Source organism: Thioalkalivibrio denitrificans, assembly GCF_002000365.1.
In the GTDB taxonomy this organism is placed as follows: Bacteria; Pseudomonadota; Gammaproteobacteria; order Ectothiorhodospirales; family Ectothiorhodospiraceae; genus Thioalkalivibrio_A; species Thioalkalivibrio_A denitrificans.
The window spans coordinates 16,637-29,808 of sequence record NZ_MVBK01000058.1 but is presented as its reverse complement, the minus strand read 5'-3'; the positions used below and the strand labels follow the sequence as shown (position 1 = coordinate 29,808).

Below are 13,172 nucleotides of genomic sequence, written 5' to 3'. Positions count from 1 at the left end.
TGTCCGACCGGTGAGATATGTGGGCTAGCCCGCCGGTACGTCCTCTGAATCCAGATCAACGCGTGCGTCGTATCATTCCCGGATCCGATGCAAATGCAAATTAGTCCGGGTCTGAATATCACCACACGCAACAACGTAAGGAGAATGATCATGTCGGAAAAGATTCGCAAACCTCTTGGTGCCGCCGCATTGGGCGCCCTGTTCATCGGTTCCCTGGCTGCTGCGCCCCTGGCCAGCGCTGCCGAAAACCCCTTCGGAATGCAGAGCCTGTCCAGCGGATACACGGTGGCAGGCAGCCACAGTGGCAGTGAAGGCCGTTGTGGTGAAGGACGCTGCGGCGGTGCCACGTCCGACGAGAAGAAGCCCGCGGAAGGCTCGTGTGGCGGCGACAAGGCCGGTGAAGGTTCGTGTGGCGGCGCTGCTGCCGACAAGGACAAAGACAAGGAAAAGACCGGTGAAGGCAGGTGCGGGGAGGGCCGCTGCGGCAGCCGCTGAGGCCGCTGCATCAAAGCACTACCAGACCGCGACCCGCTTCCGGGTCGCGGTTTTTTTTGTCCCTTGGCATGCGTCTAACCCGCATCCACGTGCCCCCTTCACGCGTATAGCAGTCACATGACCACCATGCGAAAAGGAGGAGAGCCATGTGGCTGGCTGAACTGATACAACGCGTATTCACGGGACTGGACCGGGCAGGCGAGTGGCTGGCGCCCGTGGGGCTTCGACTGCTGCTCGCCTTCGAGTTCGGGCGGGCGGGGCTGGAGAAGCTGGGCGGGGACAACTGGTTTCATTTCATCAAGGAAGATTTCATGTTCCCCTTCAACGTACTGCCCGTGGGCCTGTCGTGGTTTCTGGCCACCTGGACGGAGATCCTTGCTGCCGTGGCGCTGATCATCGGGCTGGGCATGCGTTTCGCGGTGGTATCGCTGATCATCCTGGATATCGTCGCCTGGCACAGCGTGCATGCCGGCAACGGCTACAACGTCTGCGACAACGGCTGGCTGCTGCCGCTGTTCTTCCTGGTGATGCTGGTGACGCTGCTGTTCACCGGCCCCGGCAAGCTGAGCGTGGATGCCTTGATCAAGGGGCGCTTTGCCACCGCCTGACACCGGGGAGCGCTCAGGCATCGGAGTCGCACTTACGTGAAAGAATGCCTCTCGCAAAGACGCGAAGCCCGCGAAGAAATCATTATTCAAAGTCCTTCTTAGCGAGCTTCGCGTCTTTGCGAGAGAAACGAACGCACTTTAGCTAGGCCCCGTGATGCCTGCATCGTATCCGCGGATCAGCAAAGCCGCTTCACGCACTCCAGATAGGACTGCTCATCCGGTGGCCGGCCGGAGCGCTGCGCCTCCCAGAGCACCGCACCCAGGCAGTCCATGATGGCGTGTTCGGCTTCGTGGGCGCCGAGCTTTCGCACGGCCTTCTGATACGCCTCGGTGAAGCCGGCGGGGCGGTCGGTGCCGGCCTGCTCGCGGATGGCCAGATGCATGCCCATGTGCAGGAAAGGGTTGGACTGCCCGCCCTCGGGGGTGAATTCCGCGGCCAACGCCGCATCGGGGTCCTCGATCAAGGCCTGGTATTCGGGATGCTCCTCGATCAGCTCGGCGATCTGGCGCTCCAGCGGCTCCAGCGCCTCGCTGGCCCGATGCCTGCGCCAGGCTTCGGCGTACATGCGGCGGAGCTGTTCACGGGAGGCTTGCTCGTACATGGGATGAATGGACAGGATTGACAGGATTTGAACAGGATTAACAGGATTGACGGAATGAACGCAAGCGTTGAGCGCATGGCTCGGTGTACCGACGGGCTGGCGGAAACCGGGGTATGTAACGCGGAGGGCGCAGAGACGCGGAGAACGCGGAGTTTTTTCTCTGAGTAACTCCGCGCCCTCAGCGTCTCTGCGTCCTCCGCGTTCAACTGGCGGATCAGAAGAAGAGCAGGCCCTGAATCCCCTTCGGAGCTTCTTGCGTACAATGAACTGAACCCACGACAATCCTCTAAGGATCATGCCGGACAACGAATCCAGAACCCGCTACGCGGTACAAGGCGCAGGGCTCGGCCTGCGCCGCGACCTGATGGACGACCTGGACTCCGCCGCCCCCGGGCGCGTGGACTTCATGGAGGTGGCACCGGAGAACTGGATCGGTGTGGGCGGGCGCCTGGGGCGCCGCTTTCGCGCGTTCACGGAGCGGTTTCCCTTTGTGTGTCACGGACTGTCGCTCTCCATCGGCAGCCCCGCGCCGCTGGACGAGGCGCTGCTCAACGATATTCGTACCTTCCTCGACGAACATGAGATCGGTCTGTACACGGAGCATCTCTCCTACTGCTCGGACGACGGACATCTCTACGACCTGCTGCCCATCCCCTTTACGGAAGAGGCAGTGCACTACGTGGCTGAACGGGTGCGTCGGGCGCAGGATATCCTCGGGCGGCGCATCGCCCTGGAGAACGCCTCCTATTACGCAGCCATCGGTGCGGAACTGAGCGAACTGGAGTTCATCAACGCCGTGCTCTCGGAGTCCGACTGCGATCTGCTGCTGGATGTGAACAACATCTACGTCAACAGCGTGAACCACGGCTATGACCCCGCGGCCTTTCTCAAGGGGCTGCCCGGCGAGCGCATCGTCTACGCGCACGTGGCGGGTCACTACAACGAGGCCGAGGACCTCATCGTGGACACCCACGGGGCCGAGGTGATCGACCCGGTCTGGTCGCTGCTGCGCACCGCCTACGAACATTTCGGGGTGTTTCCGACGTTGCTGGAGCGGGACTTCAATTTTCCGCCGGTGGAGACCCTGCTCGACGAAGTGAGCACCATCCGGCGTCTGCAGGATGAGGCGACCCGTTCATGAAGGGAATCCCCCGTTTCCAGCAGCTTCAGCGGGCCCTGACGGCACATCTGCGGGACCCGCAGGGCAGCCCGCCCCCCGAGGGGGTCGAATCCCGGCGCGTCGGGATCTACCGGGAACTCATTTACAACAACGTGGAAGGCTTCCTGTCACGGGGCTTCCCGGTGATCCGCAGCCTCTACGACGACGACGGGTGGCATGCGCTGGTGCGCGACTTTCTGCGCAGCCACCGGGCGCGTACGCCCTATTTTCTCGAGATCGGACAGGAGTTCGTGGGGTGGCTGCAGGACGGACGCGCCCCGCACGCCGACGATCCCCCGTTCCTGGCCGAGATGGCGCACTACGAGTACGTGGAGGTGGCCCTGACCGTGGCGGAAGCACCGAGCGACTGGCAGCCCCTGGCCGCGGATACGGATCTGCTGAGCGTACGACCAGCGCTTTCGCCCCTGGCCTGGCTGCTCGGCTACCGGTTCCCCGTGCATCGTATCGGCCGGGCCTGCCGCCCGCAGGAACTCCCGGAAACGCCCACCCATCTGCTGGTCCATCGTACCCCCGAGGACCGCGTGGCCTTCCTGGAGCTCAACCCGGTGACCGCCCGGCTGGTGCACCTCATCCAGGCCAATGCCGGAGATACCGCGCATACACTGCTGAAACGCATCGCCGACGAAATGGGACACACGGATCCCGGCGTGGTCATCCGGGGCGGGCTGGAAATCCTGGAGCAACTTCGCTCACGCGAAGTGCTTGGAAAGATGAAGGATGAAGGATGAAGCGAAGAATCACGTAGGTCGGGCTTCAGCCCGACGCCGTTGCATGTCGGTACCGCTGCAGTCGGGCTGAAGCCCGACCGACGGCAGTGCGGGTAATGGGTGTTTCTTTCCCACTTCCCAATTCACCCTTCCCACTTCCAATCTCACTTCCCACTTCCAAAGATTCTCTGCCACCAACGCTTCCGGCTCCCGGTCTGCGGCAGGGCCTCGGGCAGGTCCACGGGGGGCGCGAGCGAGATCGTCCAGCCGGGCAGGATACGCAGGCCGCTGCTGCCGCAGCTGCTGCCCAGGTGATTGGGATCGTAGATCTTCACGAAGCGGGGTGAAGCCGGGTCATCCGCGTAGACCACGCCGCAGTAATCCTCGTCGTGATCCCTGCGCAGCAGGGTGTCCATCCCGGCGATGAATTGCTCCAGCGCCTCGGCATCGACCGGCGCAACCGGGGGCGGCTCACCCACGGCGTAGACATACCATCCCTCGCCGGCACGGGCACGCAGGCGTGCCCACAGCGCGTCCAGCTGATGCCAACGGAGAATACCGTGGAACCCGCCGCTGAACGCGGCGAGGAAATCCCTGTTTTCGGTCAATGAGAACGGCCGTCCAGAACGGACTCGACCCAGCGCCGCACGCGCGCCATGCCTTCGGACAACATCCCGTGATCGCCATAGGCATGCGCGAGCAGCGTGACGCCCTGGCTGCGCGTCTGGATCTCGCGGGCCAGCTCCAGGGGATCGTCCTGGCCCATCAGCTGCAACTGGGTGGCGATCCAGTCACGGATCATTTCAAGGAGCGCCTGCGCACGTTCGCGCAGGGGGTGGCCGCTCTTGCAGAGTTCGGCGCTCAGGGTGCCCATGGGGCAGCCGTAGCGGACGATGTCGTCCTCGCCCGCACACAGGCCCTGGAGCAGGGCCATGAGCCGTTCGCGGGGGTTATCGTAGGTGCGGTTGAGATTGTCCAGCAGCGCCTTCAGGCAATTGCGCCGCCAGTCGATGACGCCCTCGAGCAGCGCATCCTTGGTCTTGAAGTAGTAGTAGAAGTTGCCCTTCGGCACTCCCGCAGCGTCAGCGATATCACTGAACGAGGTGGCCTGAAAGCCGCGCTCATAAAAGAGGCGGTCGGCCGCGGCGACGATCCGTTCCCGGTTCTCGGCACCACGGCCGACTGCGTCGGCAGATGTGTTGTTGGCAATCGCTTCAGTCATCAGATGAACAGGCAAACATCCGACTCTCCGGCAAACTCGAAGAAGGTGGCGGCCCCGCCGTACTCCACGTTGTCGATGAACTCCGAGGGAGACATCTCAAAGAGATCCACCGTCATCTGACAGGCGATCATCTTCACATCGGCTTCCAGGCACAGGTTCCGCAGGTCCTCCAGGCTGGCAACGCCCTTGGAGGCCATCTTCTTCTTCATCATCATGGTCATCATGCTCTGCATGCCCGGCAGCGCCTGCAACAGCACCGGCATGGGCATGGGCATCGGCATCCCCGGGTTACCCAGGGAAGTGACCTTCGGGTTCAGCTTCTTCTTGAGCAACTGCAGCCCATAGAAGGTAAAGAATACCTGAACCTGGTAGCCCAGTGCAGCTGCCGTGGAAGCCAGGATGAAGGGGGGATAGCCCCAGTCCAGTGTACCCTTGGTGGCGATGATCGCCAGTTTCTTCTCAGACATGGATGACTCCTGCTGAACGGTTGATCCCTCTCTCGCGGAGGGCTTGATGAGATATCCCCTGTCACTCCGGGGCGACCCTGACTATAGTCAACCGTCTGACTTTTTCAAAGCAGTTTATTACGCCAGCGAATCATGCGCGGCCGTCAGGCCCACAGCCAGGCAGCGCCCCGAACGCCGCTGGAATCCCCATGACGGGCCGGCACGATGCGCGTATCCACATGATCTGAAAAGATAAATTCTCCCCATTGGGCCGACACGCCGACACACAGGTCCGGCAATGCCGAAAGCCCGCCCGCCAGGACGATGACATCGGGATCCAGCAGATTGACCACGTGGGCCAGACCCCGGGCCAGACGGTCCTGGTGGCGTTGGAGGCTGGCCACACAGGCCGGATCCCCTTGCGCGGCGCGCGCGGCAAGGGTCCGTGCGTCCAGAGCCTCCCCGCCCGCCTGTACGTGGTCCGCGACCAGTCCGGGACCGGACAGCCAAGTCTCGAGACAACCCCGGCGCCCACAATAGCACCGGGGTCCGGGGCGCTCCTCGTCCCGGGACCAGGGCAGCGGGTTGTGCCCCCACTCGCCGGCGATGGCGTTGGCACCGGTGATCACCCGGCCGTTGACGGCGATCCCGGCACCGGTGCCCGTCCCCAGAATGACCGCGAACACCACTGCCGCGCCCGCCCCCGCTCCGTCCGTCGCCTCGGACAACGCAAGGCAGTTGGCATCGTTGGCAATGCGTACGGGCCGTTCGAGCCGCGCCTCCAGATCCTCACGCAGGGGACGGTCGTTGAGCCACACGGAGTTGCAGTTCTTCATGCGCCCCGTGCGGGCCGACACGGCCCCCGGGGTGCCGACCCCCACAGTGGCCTCCGCCCCCAATTCGGACTCCGCCTCCCGCACCAGCGAGACCAGCATGTCCAGCGTGCCCGGGTAATCGCCCCGAGGCGTCGGCACCCGCCGACGCAGGCACTCCCGACCGGAATCATCCAGCACGATGATCTCGGTCTTGGTGCCCCCCAGGTCAATGCCGATCCGGTACATGCTGTTTACTCTGCGTCGAACAGTCCGACTCGCGCCGCTTCATTTCTCAGCCATCAGCCTTCAGCGTTCAGCTTTCAGCCTTCCCAATTCCCAATTCACACTTCTCACTTCATTTCGTCCTTCCACCTTTCCAGAACACCTCGCCTTCCCCCGATTCACGCCCCAGCACCCGGGCCAGCACGAACAGAAAGTCCGAGAGACGGTTGAGATACCGGCGCGCGGTCTCCGTCACCGGTTCTTCCCGCGCCAGGTGCACCAGACTGCGCTCGGCACGGCGACACACCGCCCGGGCGAGATGGCACTGCGCCCCCGCTGCGCCCCCGCCCGGCAGGATGAACTCCCGGAGCGGCGGCAGGTGGGCATTGAGCTCGTCCAGCCGCGCCTCCAGCCAGTCCACGCGCGCGGATCCCAGCACCGATTCGCCGGGCATGGACAGCTCCGCACCGAGATCAAAGAGGTCGTGCTGGATCTCCAGCAGCAAATCCCGGTGCGCTGCCGGCAATGACCCCGTCAGGAGCACGCCCAGAACACAGTTGAGTTCGTCCGTGTCGCCCATCGCCTCTATCCGGACCGAGTCCTTGGCAACGCGACCCCCGGTGGCGAGGCCCGTGGTGCCGTCGTCGCCCGTGCGGGTGTAGATGCGTGTCAGTCGATTACCCATGAAAACCTCGAGTCGAGCCGTGGCGGATCAGAACCGGCCGCGCAGGGACACATTCAGTGCCTGGCCCGGCTGACGATAACCGGCGACGGTCTCGTAGTCCCGGTCAAGGATGTTGCTCCAGGCGCCGGAGACCTCCCAGCGCCGATCGATCCGGTAGGCGGCGCGCAGGTCCATGGTGACATAGCCGGACATCTCGATGGTATTAGCCGCATCGTCATAACGCCGGTCCTGCCCGATCAGGCTCAGGCCATAGCGCGCCGCGCCCACAACCCGGTCCACGTCCGCCCGGGCACTGTGCCGGGCGCGGCGCGGCAGTCGATTTCCCGACGCTTCGTCCCGCGCATGAAGCCAGGTGTAGCTCGCCCCAAGTTGCCAATGCCCCTCGCGCCACTGCCAATCGGCCTCCACCCCCGTAATACGGGCTCGATCAATGTTCTGCATGGTGAACGTGGCGGCATCGAAGACGATCAGATCCCGGATTCGATTCTCGAAAACGTTCACGCCGAGCCGGTGGCCGTTGCGCGCATACTCCAGTCCCGCCTCGACGTTGCGGGCTCGTTCCGGGTCGAGGTCGGGATTGCCGACCCCGAAGGGAAAGTACAGATCGTTAAAGGTCGGCGCCCTGAATGCCGTACCGGCACTGGCCCTGATCCGCCAGCGCTCATCGAGACGGTACCCCCAGGCCAGGTCACCCGTGGCATGGGACCCGAAGTCGCTGTAGCGGTCGTGCCGAAGTCCGACGCCGAGCAGGTGGCGGGACCACTCGGTGTGCAACTGGGCAAACACCGCGCCGCTGTCACGGCTATCCCGGGCAAACGCTTCGGTACTGGAGACGCGGTCGTGCAGGTAATCCCCGCCCAGCGTCAACTGCCACCTGTCCAGCAGCCAGTCCGTCTGCACGCTGACGCTTTGGCGCCGCGTGTCGTAGCGGAAAGTGCTGTCTCCATCCAGCGTGTCACGCTCATCACGCATTTCTCCCGTGATCACATGCCAGCGACCAGCGGAACCCGCGGGGCCTCCGAGCCGGGCGGACACCGCCTGCTGCAGGAAGTCCTCCTCATGCGTACCGGTTGTCCACAGGGAGTCGAACTCCGTCCGCCCTTGGGCGCGCATCAGCCGCAGCTCCACGTCCACATCATTGTCCAGCCGATATCCCAGACGTGCATTGACGGCATCGTTGCGATAGCCGTCATCGTCGGGATCGCCACCGTCAAGCACATCGTAGCCGTCGCTCGCCAGATGACTCACGCCCAGGTGATAGCGCCAGGTCCCGCTGTCCGCCGCAACGGACGCACCGGCCTGACGCGTGTTGTAGCGCCCGTACCCCGCCATGACCTCGCGCACCGGTTCCCGCCCCGGGCTGCGGGTGAAGATCTGGATCACGCCGCCCACCGCATCGGCGCCATAGGCTGACGCGCGGGGACCGCGCACCACCTCGATGCGCTCGATCTGCTCCACAGGGAGAAACTCCCAGGCAGCGCCGCCTGCGGTGGCTGACCCGGCCCGCACCCCGTCGATCAGCACGATCATCTGGTTGGCATTGGCGCCACGCAGGAACACACCTGTCTGCTTGCCGAAACCACCGCTGGAGCCCACCTGCACGCCGGGAAGCCCCCGGATCAGATCGGGCACGCCGGTCGGCTGAAGCCGCTCGATGTCTTCGCGGGTGATGACGCTGACCGGATGCAGACTGTCATCCACGGTCTGCGCCATGCGCATGGGTGTAGTAACAATGATAGGTTCCAGTTCCTCGGCACCGTTTGCCGGCAGGTACACCGCAAACAGGGAAAGGGACAGCGTGAAGGCGCCGGCACCCCGGCGTCTGGAATGGGTAAGTCTTGGCATGGTTGCCCTCCGCAAGCCATTGGTCATGGGCCGCTCGGGCATACACAGGCGGACGGCGTCACGCACCTGGTGACGCCAGACTCCGCCGGACGGCCCGCCGCGGTCCGGTTGCAACCTGTCAGGCCGGTCTCCGGGCTCGGGGAGTATCGACGCGCGTCGATGCCGCGAAACGCCTTCCCACGCCAATGCGCAGTGGCTCAACTGTCTCGCGGCGCCCGGGGCCGTCTGCGGCCCGGGCCCTCCCATCACCGTTGCGGGGGCAGCGCAGGATTCTCACCTGCTTCCCGTTTCATTCCGCGCCCGATACCTCGGGGCGGAACACCTGCCAGGTCATGGGTGCCGGTCCAGGAGCCTGTCGGACTTAGGCTGCTCCTGGTGCCGGCATGTGTGACGCCATCCCTCGGGATGGCGGGGCGAATGATAACGCCGCGGGCAGGCGAAAGTGAAACCGCGGCACTTCCGGGCCACCCGCTGGAGCCCCCAGGCCCCCGGGTGCTACCATCACCGCCCCGCCAATGGTCCAGCCCGCACCTTTATGAAGAAGTTCCTGCTGTACACCCTGCTCGCCGTGCCGGTGCTGGCCCTGCTGATGTGGTGGCTGGGGGGTACACCCCGCCAGACCCAGTTCGAGGACCTGCCCTGGCAGGTGGAACTGGTGGACGAGGGTCGGACCATCCAGGTGTTCGGCATCACGCTGGGCGAAACCCCCCTGGGCGAGCTGCGCGACAAGCTGCGCCTGTTTCCCAGCCTGGGCCTGTTCGTGCACCCGGATGGCACCCAGGCCCTGGAGGCCTACTTCGGCGGGGTGAAACTCGGCCCCTTCGAGGCCAATCTGGTGGCGATCCTGGATGCCGACGACTATCTGCTCGCCCGCATGATCGCCGAGGGCACCGGCAACAAGCCCATGCCCAGCGGGGCGCGCCGCCTGGACCTGTCCGCATCCGGCACCGCGGAAGCCCTGGCGCTGCCCGTCCGGGAGCTGACGTACGTGCCCCGGGCCCGTTATGACCAGGAGATCGTGCTGCGCCGGTTCGGGGAGCCCGAGCAGCGCCTGCCCACCCCGGACGGCAACCAGTACTGGCTCTATCCGCGCACCGGGACGGTGCTCATGCTCAACGACAACGGCCGGGACATGCTCCACTATGCGCCCCCGATCGATTTCGACGATGTCCGCGAGCGCATCCTCCGGGGCGAGGCCCTGCAACCCCTGATCCCGTGATCGCACCCCGGTGAGCCGCAAAGCGCCGTTCTGGGAAACCACGCCGCTCGCGCTGATGACGAGCGCCCAATGGGAATCCCTGTGCGATGGCTGCGGCCGCTGCTGCCTGCACAAGCTGGAAGACGAGGACACGGGGGAGATCTATCACACCTCCGTCGCCTGTCGGCTGCTGGATCTGCACACCTGCCGTTGCAGCGACTATGCGCACCGCCAGCAACGCGTTCCGGACTGCATCAGCCTGTCACTGACCGACCTGTCGGACTTTCAGTGGCTGCCGCCGAGCTGTGCCTACCGCCGCCTGGCTGAAGGCCGCGGGCTTCCGCCCTGGCATCCGCTGGTGACCGGCGACCCGGACAGTGTCCACAGGCGCGGCGCATCGGTGCGCGGCCGCGTGGTGAGCGAGGACGACGGCGATCCCCTTGAGACCCGCATCGTGGTCTGGCCGGGCCGGGACGTGTAAATTCCCGCATTGGGGGAGCAGCGGATTCCGCTTGGCACCGACACCACAGATCAGGGGGCCCAATGTCCGGGCAACAGGCACTGGATACAGTCATCATCGGGGGCGGCATGGCCGGGATGGCCTGTGCCGTGGGCCTGGGTCTCACGGACCGGGAAGCGATCGTGCTGGAACGCAACGTCCACCCGGGCGGCCGAATGAGCGGCCTGCGCGCCGACGGTTACGAGTTCGATGCCGGCGCCCAGTACCTGACGGTGCGTGACCCCCTGTTCCGTGCCCAGGTGGACACCTGGCTGGCGGAGCAGCGCGTCGCACCCTGGCAGGGATGGGTGGTGGAGGTGGATCGAGGCGATTTCTTCAACCGGGACGCCGTTGAGCTGTTTGTCGCCCAACCCAGCATGGGTGCACTCGTGCGCCATCTGGCGCGCTACTGCGATGTGCGCGAGCGCACCCGGGTCGCATCCGTGGTGCGGGAAGACAGCCTGTGGCGGCTGTTCGACGAGCGGGGCGAGGAACAGGCGTGCTGCCGCGAACTGGTGCTGGCCGTGCCCGCGCCCGAGGCCTGTGACCTGCTGGGCTCACAGTCCCCCGCCCTGACCGAACGCATTGCGCACTTCGAGACCACCGCCTGCTGGGCGGTCATGCTGGGTTTCGAGGAGGCCCTTCCCGTGCCCTTCGACGCCGCTTACGTGAACCAGTCGCCCCTGGGCTGGGTGGCACGCAACAACAGCAAGCCGGGACGCGCCAGCCGCGAGGCCTGGGTCCTGCACGCCACGCCGGAGTGGTCGGCCGTTCACGCCGACCTGGGGGATTCGGAGGTACTGGCCCATCTGCTGCGGGCGCTGGAAAGCGCCCTGGACCTGGATGCAGTCGACCCCCTGTTCGCAGAGGCCCGCTTCTGGCCCCACGCAGCCCCCATCCACACCCTGGGCCAACCCTTCCTGCGCGACGCATCCCAGGGCCTGTCGCTGTGCGGGGACTGGTGCCTGGGACCCCGCGTGGAAGCAGCCTGGCTCAGCGGGCATGCGCTGTCGGAGTGCCTGGCGGGCTGAGGAACAGGTTCATCACTCTCGCAACCATTTCTCTCGCAAAGCCGCGAAGCTCGCGAAGGAAAATCCAAGGAATTCATTGCGAAAAACCAAGGGGATGGCCCGTGTCCTGGACTTGGGATGTTCGCTCTTCAATATCTCTGCTTTGCGGGCTTCGCGTCTTTGCGAGAGATCAAACGGCCCTCCATCGAAGGCACGCAGCCATAAACCCCTCAAGACGTCAGCAAGGAAACAAACCGGACAGGTAACACTCAGTTCTGGCCGGCAAATACCGCCGCACCATGGCCGCCGCGCCGCCGCAGATAGGCCATCAGTTTCTCCTCCAGGTCAGCGGGCACGGATTCCCTCACTGCCGGCAGTTCGGACAGGGCCTTCCACCACCGTTCGAGGCGGGGGAACTGGTCGGGCTCGAAGACGGGATGACGGCGGTTGAGAATATCCCACCGCATAAGCACCGCCGCGAACGTGGCATCCACCAGGCTGAAACGCTCTCCGTTGAACCAGGGGCCCTCGCCCAGGTGATTCTCCAGGCGCGCCAGTCGGGCCACGGCAGTGTGCCCGACCTCCTCGAAGGCCGCTGCATCGGGCGCCGTCATGACCCGGTACTGATCCATGATGCACTGGGAGCCGTACTCCACCCAGCCCCGATCCAGCGCGCGCGCCAGCGGATCCTCAGGTTGCAGACGGGGCGGTGTGATGTCATCCACGAACTCGTTGATCACGGCCGATTCGAACAGCACCGTGTCGCCGTCCACCAGCAGCAACGGCACCTTGCTCAGCGGGGAGATCTCCAGGAACCACTCAGGTGGATCCTGGAGATCGATGTACGCCACCTGGAAATCCGCGTTCTTGTAAAGCAGCGTCACCACGCTGCGCTGCACGTAGGGGCACAGATCGAAACTGACGAGCTTGAGCTGCATGACCGAAAGGAGGCCTGAATGAGGCACTCATGGTAACAAACCGCCCTGCTTCGGGCGGAAGGAACCATGTCGCTGCCGATCCGGTTTCCCCGGTTGGTGTCTCCGGAAGGAAAATCGACCGTAGGTCGGGCTTCAGCCCGACAAGCGGTGCCCAACCGCATCCACTGATGTCGGCCTGAAGGCCGACCTACAAGCAAGCGATGCGACCGCGGGGGGTCGGAATCTTTCGCGATTCCTGATGAAACATGCAGAATCATGGACATGGATTCCCAGCGCATCGACAAGTGGTTGTGGGCGGCCCGGTTCTTCAAGACCCGCGGGCTCGCCGGTGAGGCGGTCATCGGCGGCAAGGTGCACGTGGACGGGGAACGGGTGAAGCCTGCGCGCGGCCTGCGCATCGGCGAGGTGCTGCGTATCACCCGCGGCCACGACGTACTGGAGGTCGTGGTACGCGGCTTCAACGAACAACGCCGCCCCGCCAGCGAAGCACAGCAGCTTTACGAGGAGACCGAGGCCAGCCGCACCCGCCGCGAGGCGCAGGCCGAACAACGCCGCCTCCTGCGTGACGCCATGCCGCGCACCGACCACCGGCCGGACAAGCGGGAACGGCGGCGGATCAGGAAGTTTCTTGGAAAGGATGAAGGATGAAGGATGAAGGCCAAGTGTGCCCCCTCGCCTGTAGCACTCAGCACTCAGCACT

16 protein-coding genes and 1 riboswitch are annotated in these 13,172 nt (G+C 64.9%); of the genes, 8 read left to right on the top strand and 8 right to left on the bottom strand.

Features of this window, described 5'->3' with window-relative positions:
* Window positions 1–150 precede the first annotated feature (150 nt).
* Window positions 151–495 carry a hypothetical protein gene (locus tag B1C78_RS10265; protein WP_077279075.1) on the top strand — a complete coding sequence of 115 codons (345 nt, stop codon included), beginning with the start codon at window positions 151–153 and terminating at the stop codon, window positions 493–495.
* A 146-nt stretch (window positions 496–641) separates the two neighbouring features.
* Entirely contained in the window at window positions 642–1,103 is a 462-nt protein-coding gene (locus B1C78_RS10260) for an HvfX family Cu-binding RiPP maturation protein (RefSeq protein ID WP_077279073.1), read from the top strand.
* A gap of 176 nt (window positions 1,104–1,279) precedes the next feature.
* On the opposite strand, the gene B1C78_RS10255 is transcribed toward B1C78_RS10260, so the two are convergent.
* The gene (locus tag B1C78_RS10255; protein ID WP_077279072.1) at window positions 1,280–1,705 is read right to left on the bottom strand and encodes a DUF1841 family protein; all 426 of its coding nucleotides are present in this window, start codon (window positions 1,703–1,705) and stop codon (window positions 1,280–1,282) included.
* A gap of 295 nt (window positions 1,706–2,000) precedes the next feature.
* Here B1C78_RS10255 and B1C78_RS10250 point away from each other — a divergent pair, with 295 nt between their 5' ends.
* Both B1C78_RS10250 and B1C78_RS10245 read left to right on the top strand, forming a co-directional pair.
* Entirely contained in the window at window positions 2,001–2,846 is an 846-nt protein-coding gene (locus B1C78_RS10250; protein ID WP_077279071.1) for an HvfB family MNIO-type RiPP peptide maturase, read from the top strand.
* Window positions 2,843–3,613, top strand: a complete 771-nt coding sequence (locus tag B1C78_RS10245) for an HvfC family RiPP maturation protein (protein WP_077279070.1) — start codon at window positions 2,843–2,845, stop codon at window positions 3,611–3,613. The genes B1C78_RS10250 and B1C78_RS10245 overlap by 4 nt, the downstream gene beginning before the upstream one ends.
* 143 nt (window positions 3,614–3,756) lie before the next feature.
* On the opposite strand, the gene B1C78_RS10240 is transcribed toward B1C78_RS10245, so the two are convergent.
* The 6 genes from B1C78_RS10240 to B1C78_RS10215 all read right to left on the bottom strand — a co-directional run bounded on the left by B1C78_RS10240 (window position 3,757) and on the right by B1C78_RS10215 (window position 8,827).
* The gene (locus B1C78_RS10240) at window positions 3,757–4,200 is read right to left on the bottom strand and encodes a hypothetical protein (protein ID WP_077279069.1); all 444 of its coding nucleotides are present in this window, start codon (window positions 4,198–4,200) and stop codon (window positions 3,757–3,759) included.
* Window positions 4,197–4,814: a TetR/AcrR family transcriptional regulator gene (locus tag B1C78_RS10235; protein ID WP_077279068.1), complete on the bottom strand. Its 618-nt coding sequence runs from the start codon at window positions 4,812–4,814 to the stop codon at window positions 4,197–4,199. The genes B1C78_RS10240 and B1C78_RS10235 overlap by 4 nt, the downstream gene beginning before the upstream one ends.
* Entirely contained in the window at window positions 4,814–5,281 is a 468-nt protein-coding gene (gene dsrE2, locus B1C78_RS10230) for a sulfur carrier protein DsrE2 (RefSeq protein WP_077279067.1), read from the bottom strand. The genes B1C78_RS10235 and dsrE2 overlap by 1 nt, the downstream gene beginning before the upstream one ends.
* 143 nt (window positions 5,282–5,424) lie before the next feature.
* A complete protein-coding gene (locus B1C78_RS10225) occupies window positions 5,425–6,321 on the bottom strand; it encodes an ROK family protein (RefSeq protein WP_077279066.1) in 897 nt (298 codons plus the stop codon).
* 109 nt (window positions 6,322–6,430) lie between these two features.
* Window positions 6,431–6,982 carry a cob(I)yrinic acid a,c-diamide adenosyltransferase gene (locus B1C78_RS10220; RefSeq protein WP_077279065.1) on the bottom strand — a complete coding sequence of 184 codons (552 nt, stop codon included), beginning with the start codon at window positions 6,980–6,982 and terminating at the stop codon, window positions 6,431–6,433.
* Between the two features lie 27 nt (window positions 6,983–7,009).
* On the bottom strand, window positions 7,010–8,827 hold the full coding sequence (locus B1C78_RS10215) for a TonB-dependent receptor domain-containing protein (RefSeq protein ID WP_077279064.1): 1,818 nt from the start codon (window positions 8,825–8,827) through the stop codon (window positions 7,010–7,012).
* Between the two features lie 104 nt (window positions 8,828–8,931).
* Window positions 8,932–9,168: riboswitch (cobalamin riboswitch) on the bottom strand.
* A 101-nt stretch (window positions 9,169–9,269) separates the two neighbouring features.
* On the opposite strand from B1C78_RS10215, the gene B1C78_RS10210 reads away from it, so the two are divergent.
* The 3 genes from B1C78_RS10210 (at window position 9,270) to B1C78_RS10200 (ending at window position 11,555) form a co-directional block, all read left to right on the top strand.
* Window positions 9,270–10,046 (top strand): hypothetical protein, encoded by a 777-nt coding sequence (locus tag B1C78_RS10210; RefSeq protein WP_245795394.1) that lies wholly within the window; start codon window positions 9,270–9,272, stop codon window positions 10,044–10,046.
* A 10-nt stretch (window positions 10,047–10,056) separates the two neighbouring features.
* Window positions 10,057–10,506: a YcgN family cysteine cluster protein gene (locus B1C78_RS10205; protein ID WP_077279062.1), complete on the top strand. Its 450-nt coding sequence runs from the start codon at window positions 10,057–10,059 to the stop codon at window positions 10,504–10,506.
* Window positions 10,507–10,568: 62 nt separating this feature from the next.
* Entirely contained in the window at window positions 10,569–11,555 is a 987-nt protein-coding gene (locus tag B1C78_RS10200) for an NAD(P)/FAD-dependent oxidoreductase (RefSeq protein WP_077279061.1), read from the top strand.
* Window positions 11,556–11,803: 248 nt separating this feature from the next.
* Here the strand turns inward: B1C78_RS10200 and B1C78_RS10195 are convergent, their stop codons facing one another.
* Entirely contained in the window at window positions 11,804–12,472 is a 669-nt protein-coding gene (locus B1C78_RS10195; RefSeq protein WP_077279060.1) for a glutathione S-transferase family protein, read from the bottom strand.
* A gap of 261 nt (window positions 12,473–12,733) precedes the next feature.
* On the opposite strand from B1C78_RS10195, the gene B1C78_RS10190 reads away from it, so the two are divergent.
* Entirely contained in the window at window positions 12,734–13,120 is a 387-nt protein-coding gene (locus B1C78_RS10190) for an RNA-binding S4 domain-containing protein (RefSeq protein ID WP_077279074.1), read from the top strand.
* Window positions 13,121–13,172: the final 52 nt, after the last annotated feature.

Coding starts and splice junctions, on each gene's coding strand:
- B1C78_RS10215 (WP_077279064.1), bottom strand. CDS start 8,827: ATGCCAAGACTTACCCATTCCAGACGCCGGGGTGCCGGCGCCTTCACG.
- dsrE2 (WP_077279067.1), bottom strand. CDS start 5,281: ATGTCTGAGAAGAAACTGGCGATCATCGCCACCAAGGGTACACTGGAC.
- B1C78_RS10190 (WP_077279074.1), top strand. CDS start 12,734: ATGGATTCCCAGCGCATCGACAAGTGGTTGTGGGCGGCCCGGTTCTTC.
- B1C78_RS10220 (WP_077279065.1), bottom strand. CDS start 6,982: ATGGGTAATCGACTGACACGCATCTACACCCGCACGGGCGACGACGGC.
- B1C78_RS10255 (WP_077279072.1), bottom strand. CDS start 1,705: ATGTACGAGCAAGCCTCCCGTGAACAGCTCCGCCGCATGTACGCCGAA.
- B1C78_RS10265 (WP_077279075.1), top strand. CDS start 151: ATGTCGGAAAAGATTCGCAAACCTCTTGGTGCCGCCGCATTGGGCGCC.
- B1C78_RS10195 (WP_077279060.1), bottom strand. CDS start 12,472: ATGCAGCTCAAGCTCGTCAGTTTCGATCTGTGCCCCTACGTGCAGCGC.
- B1C78_RS10245 (WP_077279070.1), top strand. CDS start 2,843: ATGAAGGGAATCCCCCGTTTCCAGCAGCTTCAGCGGGCCCTGACGGCA.
- B1C78_RS10225 (WP_077279066.1), bottom strand. CDS start 6,321: ATGTACCGGATCGGCATTGACCTGGGGGGCACCAAGACCGAGATCATC.
- B1C78_RS10235 (WP_077279068.1), bottom strand. CDS start 4,814: ATGACTGAAGCGATTGCCAACAACACATCTGCCGACGCAGTCGGCCGT.
- B1C78_RS10250 (WP_077279071.1), top strand. CDS start 2,001: ATGCCGGACAACGAATCCAGAACCCGCTACGCGGTACAAGGCGCAGGG.
- B1C78_RS10260 (WP_077279073.1), top strand. CDS start 642: ATGTGGCTGGCTGAACTGATACAACGCGTATTCACGGGACTGGACCGG.
- B1C78_RS10200 (WP_077279061.1), top strand. CDS start 10,569: ATGTCCGGGCAACAGGCACTGGATACAGTCATCATCGGGGGCGGCATG.